Genomic DNA, 18,400 nt, shown 5'->3' on the forward strand with positions numbered 1-18,400 from the left:
CACCAGGAATATTTATGGGGAAATCATCTAACCGAAGTGCTGAATACTTCTTTACCGGTAAATACGAAGATGATAATGACGGCAACACAATACACGCCATCGGCGTTGGTGGCGTCATCAATGCTTACGGTGGTAATGATTACATTGTCGTCGGATCGATTGGGGCTACAGTCAATACAACGTTGGGACATGATACTGTTGTTGGTGGCGCTGGTTACCTGAATATCAACGACACAAGTGGTTTCCTGACCGTAAAAGGCGGTGCGGGATACGCTACTATTAATAAAACACATAACGGAACGGTGGAGTTTGTTGGGGCTGCCGGTGGGTTGCAAATCAACCACACAGGTAACGATGGTGCTATCAATTACTCTGGTATATCTGGATACAATGGTATCACCCGCAAAGGTGTGCAGGGAGATATCCAGTTTAAGGGTGCTGGTGGCGGTAACGTTATCAAATCTAACGTGACAAAAGGTAATGTCTACTTTAATGGTGCCGGTATTGCCAATTTTATTGAACATACTTCCGAATTCGGTAACACAGAATTTAATGGTGCTGGTGGCGCAAACGTCATCATCAAAAAAGGCAAGGAAGGAAACCTGAGCTTTAATGGTGCCGGTGTTGCCAACGTACTTCTTCATCAGGGGAAGCACGGGGATATGGAAGTCAATGCTGGCGGGGCGGCAAACGTACTGATTCGCGTTGGTGATGGACGCTATCTTGCTCATCTTCTGGCGATCGGCAATATCTCTATCCACAAAGGTAACGGCAATAGCCGCGTTTCAATGGGAGGGGGTTTTAATACTCACACTCAAATTGGTCATGGGGATGCGTTCTGGTCTGCTGTTGGTGGTGCCAATGTCCTGACCAAAATGGGACAGGGCCATATTTCTTCTATTCTGGCCGGGGGAGCCAATATCCTGACCAAGATAGGGGAAGGTGATCTCGAAGCTGGCTCGTTCGGCGGTGCCAACATTATTACCCATATCAGCAGTGATAGTGATGCTTCTAATCCACTTTCTTCTGATACAAAAGCAATCGCATTGGGTGGTGCCAATATTCTGACCAAAAAGGGTAAGGGTAACCTCTCGGCTGTTATGGGGGGTGGTGCTAACGTCCTGACTCATGTTGGCGATGGAACAACTTCCGGCATCATGTTAGGTGGTGCGAATATTCTGACCAAAGTTGGCAATGGCGATACAACCGGTATCATGTTGGGGCTGGGTAACGCCTTGACCCATGTTGGTGATGGACAAACATTGGGTGTGATGGCTGCGGCGGGTAATATCTTCACTAAAGTGGGAGACGGTGACACTATTGCCGCCATGCTGGCAGTCGGCAATATTTTTACCCATGTCGGAGAAGGGAATGCGTTCGCAATGATGGCGGGCGGCGGCAATATCTTTACCAAAGTGGGTAATGGTGATGCGCTGGCGTTAATGTTGGCATTTGGCAACGTCTTTACTCACATTGGTGATGGCACCAGCGTTGCTTTGATGATCGCCAAAGGTAACATTGCGACTAAAGCCGGTAATGGTGACGCACTGGCTGCGATGATCGGCAAAGCCAATATCTTTACTCAGATTGGTCACGGCTCCACTTTTGCAGCCATGATTGGCGGTGCAAACGTTCTGACCAAAGTCGGTAATGGTTTGACGGCGGCATTAATGGTGGGCAAGGCCAACATTTTTACTCATGTTGGTGAAGGAACTAGCATCGGTTTGTTTGCCGGTACGGCTAACATCATGACCAAAGTCGGTGATGGCACAACATTAGCTGCTATGTTCGGCAAGGCCAATGTCATGACTCATGTCGGTGATGGCCTGACGGGTGTGCTGGCATTGGGTAAAGCCAATATCGTGACAAAAGTCGGTAACGATTTTCTGGGCGTCGTTGCTGCTTCAGAGGCCAACGTGGTGACCCATGTTGGAGAAGGAACAACGGCCGCTTTGTTGAGCGGCAAAGGAAACGTTCTGACCAAAGTCGGTGATGGAACCGCTGTCGGTCTGTTGGTTTCTAAAATCGGCAACATTATGACTCATGTTGGTGACGGAACCACAGTCGGATTTGCCAAAGGCGAAGCCAACATCATTACCAAAGTGGGTGATGGTTCGGGCGTCAACGCAGTTTGGGGTAAAGCTAACATTCTGACTCATTACGGTGATGGAGATCGCTACAACTTTGCCAAAGGTGAAGCGAATATCATCACTAAGGTAGGTGAAGGTCAGGAAATTACTGTTGTTCAGGGGCAAGCCAATATCGTTACTCATGTCGGTAATGGAGATGATTACACCGGAGCCTGGGGCAAAGCGAATGCGATCACGAAAGTGGGCGACGGACGTAATGTCGTGTTTGCCAAAGGTGATGCCAATATTGTCACCCAGATCGGCGAGGGCGATAGCTTCAACGCGTTGTGGAGTCAGGGCAATCTGGTCACAAAAGTGGGCGACGGTACACAGGTAACAGCCGCTAAAGGCAAAGGCAATATCATCACGACAGTCGGAAACGGTCTGAGTGTGGCGGCTACTCATGGCGACCTGAATGTGAACACCAAAGTCGGTGATGGAGTCTCTGTCAACGTAGCTTGGGGGAAATTCAACGTCAATACCCGTGTGGGTGATGGTCTGAATATCTCCGTCATGAAAGGGACAGGCAATGCCAATATCCGTGTTGGCGACGGCCTGAACATCAATGCTTCTTATGCGCGAAACAATGTAGCAGTTCAGATAGGTAACGGCGATTTCTACAGCCTTGCAGTGGCAGAAAGCAATACTCAGAGCAATAAACTGGGTGCACTGTTTGATAACATCAAACAGACATTACTGGGCACCGCTGGCAGTCAGGGCATTAACTATCTGGTGAATGGTGATGAAGCCAACACATCGGGAACCCATAAAGGGCGTGGTGCTATTGATTTGCCGGAAATTTCCTCTCTGAATGGTTTCAAGCTGACAGAAATTGATGAAGTGACTTCTGAGTTACATAACAACCTGAAAGGTAGTGTGTCAGAAGTGGGTACGCCAGACACTGATGCAATCCAGAATGCTTTGAGCGATGAAAAACACGTCTATCCGAATCAGGTACGCAATTTAATTACCAATGGTGATTTTGAACAGGGTTCTGTGGGATGGCTGTCCACGAATGGGGTTGAAGCTGATTTTTCTGCTGAGTCTTATGGGTTAAATAAAAAGGGGCACGGTGAGCGCGTCAGCGAACTTGATACCAATACCAATACCCGTATTTACCAGGATATCAATGACCTTACCGAAGGAGAGTCCATCACAGTTAGTTTTGATTTCGCAAAGCGTACCAATATTTCCGCTGACAATGGAATGTATGTACTCTGGAATGGCGAAATTGTTTTTTCAGTTTCCGCAGGTGATGCTGTATGGAGTAACAAAACTTTAACCCTGAAAGCACAAGAGGGAATTAACCGACTCGAATTTGCAGGCACTGGTAAAAGTGATGGTTTGGGTTACGTTTTGGATAACATTGTTGCCCAATCTGAACTGTCAGGCAGTGATATTGCTAAGCACGTGAAACAGAATAAGGCAGCCCGGAATGCCTTACAGGATAAAGAAAAAGCAGAAGCCGATCGTCAACGCCTGGAGCAGGAAAGAGATAAACAACTGACAGCGGTTTCTGGTACTCAAGCGCAACTGGAAAATACCGATCTGGATGCACTGGAGACTAATGGTCAATCGCAGCGTGATTCTATTAATGATGAAGCGCAGGCAATTACCAAAGAGTTGATGGCACAAACTAAAGGATTAGAAGTGCTGAATGATCATGCGGAGCATCATGGACAATCCGGTAGTCAGTGGCGTGATCAGTTTGCTGGTGGTTTGTTGGGAAACCTGCAATCCCAACTGGACAGCGCAAAAGAGACAGCACAGCAGCAACTAGAGCGCTCTCAGCAAGCATCTTCAGAACGTCTGGGGGATATGAAAGACGCAGTCACCAAATCTGAGTCAGGTGTCCTCAAAGGGGAACAAAACCATCAGCAGTCTCTACAGGACATCGAAAAGACCCGTGCCGACATAGAATTGCGGGAACAAGAAGCTATAGCTCGCATGAAACAGGCTGAACAGGCTTCCCGTGATGGAAAAACCGCAGTACAAAAAGCAGAACAGCGTGGTCAACATGCAGTGTCTGCGGCGGAGATAAAAACGGCACAAGTGCAATCTGATGCTAAAGGCGCGAAACTTGATGGCAATAGCCTGCCGAACCGTACGCAAGCAACGGGAAACGGGTTGTCAGTTAAAGGGCAATCCGCTACTTATGCTGGAAACGCGTTTGAAACAACGGTCGAGAATCACGCCGAGAAAGCCAATAGCCATATTGATTCCGACTCTTCTGTTGAAACAGAGGAGGGACTCAGTATGGAGTTGCAATATCTGGAGGAAGATCTGAACGAACTTGACGATGCAAAAGAAGCGTTGGATCGTTTACAGATTAATGCCGGAGTGCGTATCAGAAAGCGACATACTGATCTGAATGCCCAAAGTGAGGAAATCGCGCAGCCATCGGCTGATAGCAAAGTTTCCGACAATATTTCTGTCAATACATCTACCGGGACATCTACCGATACATCAGTCAGCAGCATGGCTGATATGCCTGTCAGTTCTGTCAGAAAAGAGCAGAAAATTTCCGGTTTGGACCTCAGCGGGCTGAAAGCACTGGGAGAAATTCAGGCGGAAGAAACTCAGACGCAGCCAGAACCAGCAGAGACATCAGCAGACCCTGGGGCAGCGATCAGAGCACAGAAAGTGGCTGACGTTTACCGCTGGCTGGACAGCGATAACGATATGGTGACCGAAAACTATATTCCCGTACCGGGCTTTGAACGTGTGGATGCGGATATCCCTGACGATCTCAGGCAAAAAATGGTGAATTTTGTTGAAGGTTACCTGAATGGGACTGAAAACAGCGTACCGGAAGAACAGAGATCTTCACTGGCGAAACTGTTCGTTGATGCCACAATCGACTATGACTGGGATAAGCGGGTCGAGTTTATTTCAAGACTTGAACACTATGGCTATAGTTTTGAGCCTACACATGGTGATAAAAGCATTGTGTCGTTCTGGTCTGGCAAGAACTTTAAACAATATCGCGACATTCTGGATGCAGCCCAAACAGACGGTAAAAAGGTCGTTTACAATATTGATGTAAAAGGTAACTCTTTTGCCATTGAACTCAACAAGACGTTGGTGCGTTGGGGTGGCATTTTCCTTGATTCAGATAATGCACAGCAGAATGCACTGCAATCAGTCATTAATGCCTCTGCGCGGAGTAATACGGGTTTTTGGAGTTCCGTGTATGCAACCGGATCACGTGATGATGTCTATGTCATTGCTGAAGGTGGTCTGCGTTTGGGCAACTATTTCTGGAATGTTGAATTACCAGTACTGCGTCAATTACAGCGTGAAGGATTAGTGGGAGAAATCCGCCTGCTGGATAAAGCAGCCAAAGAGTACCAGGGCGTACCGCCTGACGAGATTGGCCGTAGGCTGACAGAAGCGGGCGTCTCCGTAAAAGCGCGTTTTGACTTACTTAGCCTTAAAGAACAGGAAAAACTCCTTGCGTTAAACCCTGACAGATATAAGCCGGATACACTGATTGATCTGAATATCAAAACCAGCGCCATCGATAATCTGCTAAATCAGGCATTGCCATTCTATGGATTACGTGTAGAGCGCAACTTGCTGGTACATGAATCTGATGATGAGGAAGGTTTTGAAGTCCGTCCGTGGCCGGGCAAGCGTGATGATGGTTCTGAGAACGAGAGCTTCAAGACCATTATTGTGCAAGATCAGGATGATACAGCTCAGATTAGAGCTATTGAACGCTTTATCCTCGCCAACTATGACAATTATGCTCAACTGCCTGATGCGTTGCACCTAGTGGATGATCGCATTGTTTCTCATGATAACGGACGTACCCGTATTCTGGCTGAAAAAGTGGAAGGTAGCTGGCGTTACCAACCGAGAACTGACCTGATGTCTGTCAGTGAATTGCAAGAAGCGGCTTACGTTAAAGGCAAAATCCGTGGTGACAGTTATCAGAATATACTGGATGCGCTTAGAAGCTATGAAAATGTGCTGCAAGAAAGTAAAGATTATGACCTGCATACCATTGAAAAACTGGCTGCTTTGCGTCATCAGGTGGAAGGCTATCTATTGGGACATCCGGATTCAGAACGTGCGCCAACACTGAAAAACCTGTTGTCACAAATTAATGTGCGGATTAATGAGTCAACGACGCTTGCAGAATCTACCGTGGAAAGTTCCGGTAAGGGTAGTTTCAGTGAGCTGTATAACAAACTGGGCAATGCCAACCTGAAAGATTCGAAACATCTTTATATTGATGAGCAGGGAGATTTTGTTACCCGTGGTAAATCCAATATTCAGATTGCCACGAAAGCAGAAAGTGCAGAAAAAGCGATTGAGCAAGTCAAGGCATCTGTCACCAGAGAATATGGTCAGTCAGTGACAGAAGCTGTTTTCTCAAATCTGAATACCCGTGACCTGGCGAAAGATGGCAAAGGAATCGATGTCTCTGGTTTGAAAAAAATACATCAGGCCATTGAACAGCAGTTATCTCCGATCAGCGCCACTCTGTTTATCTGGAAGCCAAGTGATCACAGCCGGTTAGGACATGCAGCCCTGCAAATCGGACATGGACGTATTGAAGTCAGTGCAGAAAATGCCGGGGAATTTAATGAGAAAAACTATGTCAGTTGGTGGCCAAAAGGTGGCAAATCAACCAACATTAGCCGCATTTTTGATGTCTCCACGAGCGAACATTCGGACGTAAGACTCCGCTGGCGTGACCTCAGCCAACCGGCAGCACAACATGACGCGCTGGCGCTGGATATTGCTTCCGAAGAAAATGATAAATTTGACACGCGCAAGCGGGAAAAATTTATTGAAGAATTACAGGTAGTACAAAAAGGCATTGATGCAAGATTTAAAGACATCAGCGAAGGTTTTGCTATGGCTGCTTTGGCGAATCCTAATCTGTTGAAATCTGCCGGCATACCGGAGCATATCTCGCGCCCGTTTATGCAACAGTGGGAAGATAGCAGCATAGATATGCTTGAAGTGGGTAAGAGATTTGCGGAAGCACTACGAACAGCCGCGAAACGACAGACACCTGAACTGATTGAGGAGGATATTGTTGATGTTATTCGTCAATTTGCAGAGCATGAACTGAGCAATATTCAGGACTTTCAGGCCAGTGAACCCGATCAGGGACGTGTCTTCCGTATTAATCTGGCAGGCTTGGATGCGGCAGCGATGCAGGCGGAATGGCATAAAATTAGCCAGAATCCTGACGCCCGTTACCAGTTACTGACAGGTAACTGCTCAAGTATTGTTGCCAGAGTTCTCAAAGCGGGGGGAGCGGATCAGGTCATCGGACATAAATGGCGACCACACTTTGGCGTTTGGACACCAACTGAACTGTTCAATTATGCACAGGCATTGCAGGTAGCTCAGGTTGAGCACATAGTCAGGAAGCCAAACCGTCTGATCGGTGAAAATTTGACAGAGCCGGGTAACAGCGAAAGCAAAGATAAAAACAAGGTACTGGAAAATGTCGCCATTGATAATGATGGTACGCCACCACGTGAGCGCGAACCATTTAACCCGATAGCACGCTTTCTGAATAACGAACTTTATGGTGCCAAAGATGCCCGCCGTAATGTCAATGAAGATACCCAGATATTGCTGGATCACGCGGTTAATAACGGTACAGTAGATAAAGTTACATTACGTGGCAGTGCCGGACGCCTGACAGGCTATTACCATCTCTCTGCTCAGGAAACAGAGGCATCTACAGAACAATGTATAACGAAAAAAGTTGTACTTTTCATTCATGGCTCCGGTTCATCAGCGGAAGAACAAGCCGGTGCAATCCAGCATCACTATCAAAAACAGGATATTGATTTGCTGGCGGTCAATATGCGGGGTTATGGTTCCAGTGACGGACATCCGAGTGAAAAAGGGCTGTATCAGGATGCTCGTACGATGTTCCATTATCTGGTGAATGATCGTGGCATCAAACCGGAAAATATCATTATTCATGGCTACTCAATGGGAGGCCCGATTGCGGCAGATCTGGCCCGTTATGCAGAACACAGTGGACAGCCAGTATCCGGCTTGTTGCTTGATCGCCCAATGCCGAGTATGACCAAAGCCATTACAGCCCATGAAGTACCAAACCCTGCGGGGATAACTGGGGTGCTGGCAAAAGCGGTGAATGGTCAGTTTTCGGTTGAAAAAAATCTGCAAGGTATCTCGAAACAGACACCAATCATGTTGTTGACCGATAACGAAGGATTGGGGGCTGAAGGTGAAAAACTGCGTACCAAACTCAAGCTATCGGGCTATTCGGTATCGGGTGAACATACTTTTTATGGGCATGAAGACAGCAACAGATTAATTAAGCAATTTGCGCGGCAGATTGTGACTAATCTGTTTGATATGCAACACCAGCCTGATAAACCAGAAATACTTAAAGACATCTGGGGTGAATTGAAAAACGTTGGCGAAGTGCTGAAACCACAGGTAAACAAAGCAGGCATAACCACGCATGATATCCGCACAACAGAAGATTTTCTGGCAGGTTATAAGCAGGGCCATGCCAAACAGATCGTGGATGGATTCCGTTCAGACATGAGCATCAAGCAATTGGCGGATCTGCTGGTTAAAGGAAACTGGAGCGCAGAACAAAAAGGTGCTTTGACATGGGAAATTGAAAGTAGAGCCGTGAAAGTCACTTTTCAGGATAAGGCTGAGAAATTCAACCTCCTGTTCCGTGATGTTGCTTCTACGGGTATTGCTGATGCTAAGGCGAGTGAACAGCTTGCACCACAGTCATTGTTCCTGAATCTGTCCAATGATGGCTACGGTGGGCGTTGTGACCCATTATCGAAGCTGGTTCTGGTGGCGAAACAGCTTGAAAATGACGGTCAGGACGGCGTTGCCCGTAAGCTACTGGAAAAAATGTACTCCACAGCCGCCGTACTCAGTAATCCAGATCTGTATTCAGACACTGAACTTGCTAATGCCAATAAGTTCTTGGGATCTTTGGCAGCTCTGCATGCCCGTAATCCGATGTACGAGACATTCATCAAAGTATGGGAAGAGAAACTGGAAGGCGAGCGGGCACTGACTGTCAATGGCGTAATTAATAAAGTGACTGCGGCAAATGCCGATGGTAAATCGGTTCTGCTTGAACTGGATGTACCCGGTCATGCGATGAGTGCGTGGGCGAAAGGCAGCGGTGAAAATCGTGTCTATGGTTTCTATGACCCGAATGTCGGTATTATCGAATTTTCGTCAGTCGAAAAATTTGGCGATTACATGACTCGCTTCTTCGGTAAAACTGGTCTGAATATGGAAAACAGCTACAAAATGCCGAAAAATGACGCGGGTGAAGCTGTTTTTTACCGTGTGGTGGTGATAGATGGCGGTGTACTGGCGACCTATAAACCAACCCACAATGTAAGCATGAGGGATATCCTTGATCTGAATGTGTTTGATGAAACACCAATGAAGGCACGTACAGAAACTGAAATTACCGATGTGGTGAAATCACCACTCAAGGACAATGAAAGCGCAAAAACCAGTTTACTGGAAAAAGCGCTTTACAGCCTCTTTGATGCAAAATCAGGCGGAAAAGAGTTGGATGAATATTCTCTCCATTTCAATCAGGGAGAATCATTGATCAATAACCTTAAGAAACTGATACCAGAGATTGGCGATGTACGTCTGACTAATGGAAATCACGTTGAGTCAAAAGAATTTCTGGAAGGTCTTTGCTTTGCTTTGTCTGCCCGCTACATGATGGAAGAACGAGTACATGGTTCGGGTGGTGGCAAAAAGTATATGGTGTGGTTGATGGATGCTGTTAAAGCCTACAACGACAACACAGCAAATAAAAAGAGTGACATCAATTCAGTTGAGGCTTCTTTACTTAACCAGTATCGTCGCCAATATATCGGTTCAGCCATTGAAGATTTGTTATTGATTCAATATACCCAAACTCAATATTTATCCGATTCGCAAGAGCTTGAGCAGAAAGCCAATGAAATTTATGGTGGAAAACTGAAAGACAATGGACTGACAGGAAAAAGAATTGACTGGGCGTTGAAGCCTGATATTTCTGGCTATGAGTTTGAGATGGATAAGTTGCGTAATGTAAATAAGACAACTTATATGTCCTTTATGTCTGAAAATCATGCAATGGCAATCACTGTACATAAAGAGACAACTCAAACCATCTGGTCATTCTATGATCCTAACTTTGGTATCAAATCATTCAATAATTATGAGAATTTTAGATCCTTTATGGATTCCTTCTATAAGGGAATAATAACGGGTTATAAATTTGGTTTTCCTTATCGTTATGAAGCTAGCAAAATACCAGGCCAAAGTTTCTATGTTAACTACACTGCGTTTGAAGATGGCATCATTACCGATTATGACGGAATCTGGCAACAGGCACGTGAAGGTGAACAACCATATGTATTACGTGCGCTGAAAGAACAGGGGAAGACCTTTCAACTGGGTTCAGATGTGATTGGACGTGTGGTTGATTATCGTGATGATACGGTAACGCTGGAAGTCGTAGTGAAACGGGGCCAAGAAGTACAGAAAGTACAGATTGACGTTGAAAGCAACAACTTTAAGCAGGCAGCTAATCTTGTACAATCAAATATCAATAAACTCGTTGCGAACTCAGAAACCAGCAAATTAACGCTCAACGCTGCGGGAGATATCAGCATCACCGACGAGGTGAAATCACCACTCAAGGACAATCTGCCTGAAGGTGTTGACCGTGTGGTTGACAATAAAAATGTCGCATCATGGGAACGTGTTACCGTCACACCACAGGCGGAAGGGAGCGAAAGCCGCTTTGATGGTCAGGTTATCATTCAGACAGAAAATGATCCTACGGTCGCCAAAGCGGCTGCGAGTTTGGCAGGTAAACATCCTGATACCAGCGTTGTTATCCAGCTTGATGCGAATGGTGAGTATCGTGTGGTTTACGGTGAACCTGCTAAATTGTCTGGCAAATTACGCTGGCAGATTGTCGGACACGGGAGTGATGAATCAACTCAGCATCTGACTCGCATGGCGGGATACAGCGCTGATGAATTAGCACTGAAACTGAAACAATTCAGTATAAACTTCAAACAGGCAGGTACACCCGAACATATCAGCCTTGTGGGCTGTTCATTGATCCGCGATGATAAACGTGACGGTTTCGCCCGACGCTTTATTTCAGCACTTGATGGGCAAGGGATCCGCACTACAGTGTCGGCACGCAGTAGTGAAGTTGCGATAGACAGCATTGGTCGCAAACATACCCGTGATGCTCAGGAGCAATGGACTCATAAGCTGGTGGACAACAAAATTGTGCTGGGCTGGAATGACAAGGGGGAGATGGAAACTCGTTCTGAACGGATCCGCCGCGGCATCTCTGAAAATGACATTACTCTGTCCCGTGTGGGGCACAGCAATGTGGAGGTCAAACCGCAGGGAGCAATTGCAGAAAACACCGAAACATTCCACGCACCGAAGCAGTATGACAAGGTACTGCAAAATAATAATGCACCGAATGCAGCATCTTCTAACCAGCATCTGAGCTATTCCGGCAATATTCAGGTACAAGTAGGAGATGGAGAATTTACTGTTATCAACTGGGGAACCACTAATGTTGGGATCAAAGTGGGAACAGGCGGCTTTAAATCTCTGGCTTTCGGTGATAACAATGTGATGGTTCACATTGGTCATGGTGACAGCAAGCATAGTGTAGATATTGCTGGTTATCAGGCATTTGAAGGTGCACAACTGTTTGTGGGTAACCGTAACGTCAGTTTCAACTTGGGGCGCAGCAATGACCTGATTGTGATGTTGGAAAAATCCATTCCGACACCGCCATTGGTTAACCCATTTGATGGTGCGGCACGCATTTCCGGCGTATTGCAAGATATTGCCAGCTCGCAAGGTTCATCGGATTGGCTGACAGTTCAGGATCAACAATGGTCCCTGGAAGGAGCGAAGAAGTATGTCAGCGATCTGTCAGGCCTCGATCTGACCAGCAGTGTCAAATATGAAACCCTGACTGAACTCAATACAGAGAACGAGCGTAGCAGTCGCGGCCTGAAAAATGATATCGAAAGTACCCTGAACAAGAAATACAACCAATGGTTGGGAGGGGCTGGTAATAAGCCTGAACCGGGAAGCCTCAGCCGGGCAGATAAGTTCCGGCAGGCAAATGAGAAACTGGCTTTCAACTTTGCCGTTGGTGGACAAGGTGCTGATATTCAGGTGACAACTGGCAACTGGAACTTCATGTTTGGTGATAATATTCAATCGATACTGGATACCAATCTGGGTTCACTGTTTGGTTTGATGACTCAGCAATACACCTCAACAGGTATGGCAAAAACCACCTTTACATTCAGTCCGACGGATCTGCCACGTCAGATCAAGAACAAGCTACTGGGAAATCTTGCTGGCGTCAGAGCTGATACTACATTGGCGGATATCTTTGGTGTCGATTATACACCCGATGGACGCATTATTTCCCGTTCCGGTCAACCCGTGGATGGCGTTGCTATTCTGCGGGAAATGCTGGAGATCATTGGGGAATTCAGTGGTGATCAACTGAAAGCATTCACTGATCCCGACAAATTACTTGATAGCTTAAAAGCCGGGTTAAATACTGGTGCCGATGGCATTAAATCCTTCGCAGAAAGCCACGGATTGAAAGCAAAAGCTCCTGCTGACGCAGAGGAAGGCAAAATATCTCTGAGTGAAGGTAATAAACCGACCGAGCAAACCGAAGCTGAACAACCAGAACGTGCATTTGGGTTTAACGCTCTGAACCTGCCAAACCTGTTTGCGACTTTGTTCAATCAGAATAAACAGGCTGAGATGAAATCTCTGGTCACTAACCTGAAAGAGAACCTGACAGCCGATTTGTTGAACATGAAGGACAAAACTTTTGACTTCCTGCGCAACAGCGGTCATCTGCAAGGTGACGGTGATATTCACATCTCTTTCGGTAACTACAACTTTAACTGGAGTGGTGACGGTAAAGATCTTGGTGCATATCTGGGAGATAACAACAACGTCTGGGGCGGTCGTGGTGATGACGTCTTCTACTCTGTAGGAACCTCCAATATTTTCACGGGCGGTGAAGGTAATGACGTGGGAGTTCTGATGGGGCGTGAAAATATGATGTTTGGTGATATAGGCAATGACGTTGCTGTGTTGGCCGGACGCATTAACTACGCTTACATGGGGGATGGTAATGATCAGGTCTTTGCTTTCGGTGAAAACGGTGTGATTCAAGGTGGCAAAGGACGCGACTATATTGTGGCGTCTGGTAACTTCAACCATATTGATGCTGGTGAAGATCAGGATTATGTCGTCACTATTGGTAATAACAATCAGGTGGATTTGGGAGAGGGTGACGACTTTGCGACCGTATTTGGTAACTATAACCGAATTGATGGCAACAGTGGCAGTAACTCTATCAAACTGATGGGATATCACGCGGTAATCAATGGTGGTACGGGTAATGATCATCTGATTGCCGATGTGGTTTCCAAGTTCAGCCAGTTTAATGGTGGTGATGGCGATGATCTGCTGGTATTGGGTGGATATCAGAACCGCTTTAAGGGAGGAACAGGTGTCAATAGTTTTGTGGTCAGCGGGAATGTCATTGATAACGTGGTTGAAGATATCAAACAAGGCGACAAAATCGTTTTCAACGATATCAACTGGCAAAGCTTGTGGTTCCAACGTAGTGGTTACGATTTGGTTCTGTTGACCAACCGCAATGTCCGGGATAGTTCGGTACAGGGACAGTTTGAAACGATAGGCTCTGTGACCTTCAATAATTACTTTAATGGTAATCGTGCGGATATCATTACCCTGATGGGCGATAAAGATGCACAAGGCGAACGCGAATATAAAGCCCTTTCTGACAATGCTGTGGATACGTTGGTGCAGGCTATGAGCGGATTCTCCCCGAATATCGGTGCCAGTGGTTTTATTGACTCTTTTGATAGCCAGACGAAGTCAACCATCATCACTGCTTGGACTGATACGACAAACGGGAAGTCTAAACTGGCCTGATGGCGGACAGCATTCTGACGTTTAAAATTTCTAATAACAATTTTAATTAATAGCAGCGGCCCACAACAGAGTGGGCCGCTTTAGTTGTCACTCTTAAACCACCTCCTATGGAGGTGGTGATCGTTCCTGTGGGGCTTTGCCCGCAGGACGCTCATGCTAAATACTTCCTCAGTTTGTTACCAGCAAATCAAAGGAGTAAATAGCATGAGCAGATATGAATCGGCTTCACATGTATTTTATCGTTGTCAGTATCACCTTGTCTGGACACCGAAGTACAGATACAAAATCCTCAAAGGAAATTTAGGTAAAGAGCTTTATCGAAGCATCTATGTCTATTGCAGCATGAAGAAATGTACGGTTATAGAGCTAAACGTGCAAATAGATCATGTGCACTTAGTCGTTAGAACGCCCCCGAGCTTGAGTGTTTCAGAACTAATGGGATTTGTGAAAGGGCGGACAGCCATAAGGCTGTTCGCAAAATTTCCGTATCTGAGAAAGAAAAAATTATGGGGTAACCACTTCTGGCAAAGAGGATATTTTGTGGATTCGGTAGGAGCCAATGAAGAAATTATTCGCAGATATGTGCGGTACCAGGACAAAGTAGCCAAAGAAGAGGCAGAAAGACAAATACAGCTGGGGCTGGAAGAATAGTGTTTAAGCCCCCTTTTAGGGGGCCGCGTCAAAGCCGCCTTCTATGAAGGCGGATTTTTACCTGCTGGCAAACATCCTTTCTCAATCACCATTCACCTGTTTTTGCATTAATTGATTTATCAAATTCAAGACACTCAGTAAGCAATAACGCTGTTCTGACGTTAAACGCAGGTAACGACGAGCCGCCGGGAGACGGCTGACGATTTCAGAAGCAGCAAAATGCCCAATTTCGCAACGCCATTTTCCTTCTCTGATTTGCAGGCTACATGATCGAAAGTCGAGCTCTTCTAAGGTCTGCCGGATAACAGGGTATTGCTCTAGTTGCTCAATCAATTTGCAGCCATCTTTCTGTTTTGAGAAGAAACGTATCTGTTTTTTGCGCAGGCTACCTCCCGTTTTCACTTGTATCTCTGCATTCAAAAGCTGATTTATCGTTCCTGAAACAGAAAATTGTGTGTAAACAATAAATGCCATAAACAGAGTTTTTACCCTTTCGTTTACACATATTGTCAATTGTTCTTCTGGTTTGATGAGCAGCTCATCCGGCCTTGTTCTCGCATAGTGATAGGGTTGAAGATCTCTCTCCAGCCTGTTGAGTGTCAGTCCCGCCTGATAAGTGGCAGGCAGACGCTGCTTATTGATTTTTTGCCAGAAGGAGACCTTAGGAGAGGTTGCGTAATGGCTCAAGTTTAATCTCCTTCAATTCAGTTTCAGAGAAAGTTTTAGACAGAATTAATTCCACATCGACAGGCTTGAACGGGTTGACTTTTTGCACAAATATTGTCCATATCAACGCATAGCTCGCTGTTAAACCGAGCATAATTAGGAACGGAATATAAATATCGGCTTTGTTCATGCCTGGTGGCGTGATGTGAATAAGGGCTAAGATAATTCCGACACTGGAAATAATCTGTGGTAGTGGAAAAAGGGGGGATTTATAGGCGCGATGCAGGTCTGGTCGGCGAATACGCAGCAGGATAACAGAGATAGTTACCAACAAGTAAGCTGTTCCCCAGGAACATACCGCAGCCAAGACCAGCGGAATAATACGGCTCAGATCTCCCTGAATAGCGAAAGCATGTATGCAGGGGATTAGAGCAGCAACTAAAATACCAAACACTGGCGTTTTAAACCTTGGATGCAGGTAAGTAAAAATGCGAGGTAAAACGCCATCAAGAGCCATACCGTATAAAATACGAGGAACAGCCGCCATCAGTGTATTAATGGTTGCTGCGCCCGCCAGCAATAGGCCGAAACCAATCCAGTATTTACCGAAATCCCCCATTATCTGCCCTGCAAAAGCCGGAATTGCCATCGGGGTTTCCAATAATCTGACAATATTTGCAGGATCAACAATGATATTTTCTACCTGATGAGTCATTGCGGCACCGTACATAAACATACAGAGCGCAACAGCGCACAGGCCAGTTGCCATTGCACGTGGGATCACTTTGGCAGAATTTTTGATTTCCGGTGCCATCGGTGTAACCAGTTCACAGCCCATGAACATAAACATCGCCATACCGATCAGGCTTAATACCATTGTCGGATCAGAAACATTAAGCGCCTGACCAAACCAGCCATCTACTGACGCATGAAATGGCATTAGCAGGCCGCACAGGCTAAAGATCACCAACGTACTCCACATAGCAAACGTCAATACAATCTCCACCTTACTGAATGCTTCAATACCAAACGCATTAAGCAGTCCGAAGGTGAGCACTAGTCCTACTCCGACCATCCAGGAAGTATTATTACTCTCCATCACTGTATTGAGGCTTTCAAAGTTAACCAATGCCATAATGCCGGAAAGAATGGTTTCCGCAGTACCAGCAAAAACGTGAACGATCAGGTAAGCAGAGAGCGCTCCGGTTATTGCCCAGAACCGTCCCATACCACAAGAAATATAGTCATATACCGATCCAGAAGTAGGCAAAATTGCAGCGGCTTCGGAGAAAGTCGTTAATTGAGCCTGCATCACGATAAAGCTGAGCAATACAGCTAAAGCAAAAGTGTCACCACCGATACCAAACCCGCTGGTTACTGTTAGAATGACTGGACTTGCCATAATCACACCGACAGAACTGGCAAGTGTCGTTGGGAACCCTATTTTGCCTTTCTCAATGTGTGATATTAATTTTGAGGACATATTCATTTTGCTTCCCTTTTTCCCCCTGAAATACAGTCGATTGTGAATTTTTTGTAAACAAAAAATGACTGTGATTCAACTATAAAGATAAGGGGAAAAGCGCCGCTATCATTCTAAAGAACGATACCCAAAGGGGGTATAACGTACCTGTTTCTGCCGAAAAGTACCAAAGAAAAGGGTGAAAAACACCATAATATAAGCTATATCAAACAATAAGATAAATTGATTTATTAATATATTAATAACTGTGGTGTCAGAGGTGAAAATTTAGTCTAAAAGCCACTAAAATCTAAGAAAAGAAGTTTTAATTAATGTAATCAAGTTCACATTATTAACATATGTATTTTCTATTAAAAGTCAGAGCAACCATGATGAGTACAAAGTTGAGTCAGATAGGAGACACTAATGAATACACTTCCATTCAGTCATCATCAACAAACACTGATTAATTGCTGTCTGAATACGATCGCTCATATTATTCCTGTATCTGCTGCGGTTTATTATCTTGTTGATGATCAATGGCGGCCTGAACACCATATTCTGTACGGCATTACACCTCGAATGCATCAGGTATATTTAGAGCATTTTTGTCAGTTAGATCCTCTACGTCCAGAGAATTTCACAAACGATGAACGGCGTCTTATCAGCATGAACGACAACATACAAGCGAGTAGTCAACGGTTTTATCAAGATTTTATGCTACCTAACAACTTAACGGATATGGTCGAAATTTTTATCTGTCGTAGGAACAAAATCATCGCTGGTATTTCTGTTCTCAGAGACAGTCCGTTTCAGGATCAGGAAGTGATGAGGCTCAATGCTATTATTCCTATTGCTGAATTAATGACTTTTGATATTTTTCCTGACTCACAGATTGCATTTACAGCCAAAGAACAGGAGATTATTCATTTGGTCAGAGAAGGTGCCAGTAATAAACGTATTGCATTACTGCTTGATGTCTCGCTTTCTACTGTGAAAACTCACCTGCGAAATATTTTTGCCAAAGCCAATGTTACCAATCGTACAGAATTAGTCTCTTCCGGCTTTATTAGCCGCAAAGAAAAAGGGTTATGTATTCAACATATTGATTGACTCTAAATATAATATTCTCTTTCGATAAAAGTCCCGATGACTTTGTCATGCATTTCCGGCGATTTTGAATAACCGAGTGTTTTACGGTTCAACCTCTTAATTCGATTTCGTAGGGTAAGATTTTCGTGTTCGATACGCTGCGTAAATGTTTTTCCTTTCCAACGAGGTGATTATTCGTCGGTAACAATTGTCAGCTTTGAAATTGTCTGTGCACCAGAAGATACATACCCACAATTGGGAATACCAAACTGGTCTGACGGTTTTATTAACTAAATCTGATTAACAAAAATGGCTCACATCAGTGGGCCATTATTTTTTACCATTTATTTAAAAATAACATCGTCAT

The 18,400-nt window shown here is 45.3% G+C and carries 5 protein-coding genes and 1 pseudogene; 3 read left to right on the forward strand and 3 right to left on the reverse strand.

Annotated features, from left to right (window positions below):
* Positions 1-14: 14 nt before the first annotated feature.
* Positions 15-14,162, forward strand: a complete 14,148-nt coding sequence (rtxA, locus tag Xbud_RS02090) for an MARTX multifunctional-autoprocessing repeats-in-toxin holotoxin RtxA (RefSeq protein ID WP_169923009.1) — start codon at positions 15-17, stop codon at positions 14,160-14,162.
* Positions 14,163-14,366: 204 nt separating this feature from the next.
* A complete protein-coding gene (tnpA, locus tag Xbud_RS02100) occupies positions 14,367-14,813 on the forward strand; it encodes an IS200/IS605 family transposase (RefSeq protein WP_099134496.1) in 447 nt (148 codons plus the stop codon).
* Positions 14,814-14,894: 81 nt separating this feature from the next.
* Here tnpA and Xbud_RS02105 read toward each other — a convergent pair whose 3' ends face one another.
* The gene (locus tag Xbud_RS02105; protein ID WP_099134497.1) at positions 14,895-15,500 is read right to left on the reverse strand and encodes a DUF3156 family protein; all 606 of its coding nucleotides are present in this window, start codon (positions 15,498-15,500) and stop codon (positions 14,895-14,897) included.
* Positions 15,475-16,968: an APC family permease gene (locus Xbud_RS02110; RefSeq protein WP_099134498.1), complete on the reverse strand. Its 1,494-nt coding sequence runs from the start codon at positions 16,966-16,968 to the stop codon at positions 15,475-15,477. The genes Xbud_RS02105 and Xbud_RS02110 overlap by 26 nt, the downstream gene beginning before the upstream one ends.
* Before the next feature lie 399 nt (positions 16,969-17,367).
* Here Xbud_RS02110 and Xbud_RS02115 point away from each other — a divergent pair, with 399 nt between their 5' ends.
* Positions 17,368-18,054 (forward strand): helix-turn-helix transcriptional regulator, encoded by a 687-nt coding sequence (locus Xbud_RS02115; RefSeq protein ID WP_099134499.1) that lies wholly within the window; start codon positions 17,368-17,370, stop codon positions 18,052-18,054.
* A gap of 2 nt (positions 18,055-18,056) precedes the next feature.
* On the opposite strand, the pseudogene Xbud_RS02120 reads toward Xbud_RS02115, so the two are convergent.
* Positions 18,057-18,209, reverse strand: a pseudogene (locus tag Xbud_RS02120) (IS1 family transposase); the annotation flags it as partial.
* Positions 18,210-18,400: the final 191 nt, after the last annotated feature.

This window comes from Xenorhabdus budapestensis (genome assembly GCF_002632465.1).
In the GTDB taxonomy this organism is placed as follows: Bacteria; Pseudomonadota; Gammaproteobacteria; order Enterobacterales; family Enterobacteriaceae; genus Xenorhabdus; species Xenorhabdus budapestensis.

What these genes read in the sequence shown, in the direction of transcription:
- Xbud_RS02110 (WP_099134498.1), bottom strand. Translation starts at nt 16,968, where the DNA reads ATGAATATGTCCTCAAAATTAATATCACACATTGAGAAAGGCAAAATA.
- Xbud_RS02115 (WP_099134499.1), top strand. Translation starts at nt 17,368, where the DNA reads ATGAATACACTTCCATTCAGTCATCATCAACAAACACTGATTAATTGC.
- rtxA (WP_169923009.1), top strand. Translation starts at nt 15, where the DNA reads ATGGGGAAATCATCTAACCGAAGTGCTGAATACTTCTTTACCGGTAAA.
- tnpA (WP_099134496.1), top strand. Translation starts at nt 14,367, where the DNA reads ATGAGCAGATATGAATCGGCTTCACATGTATTTTATCGTTGTCAGTAT.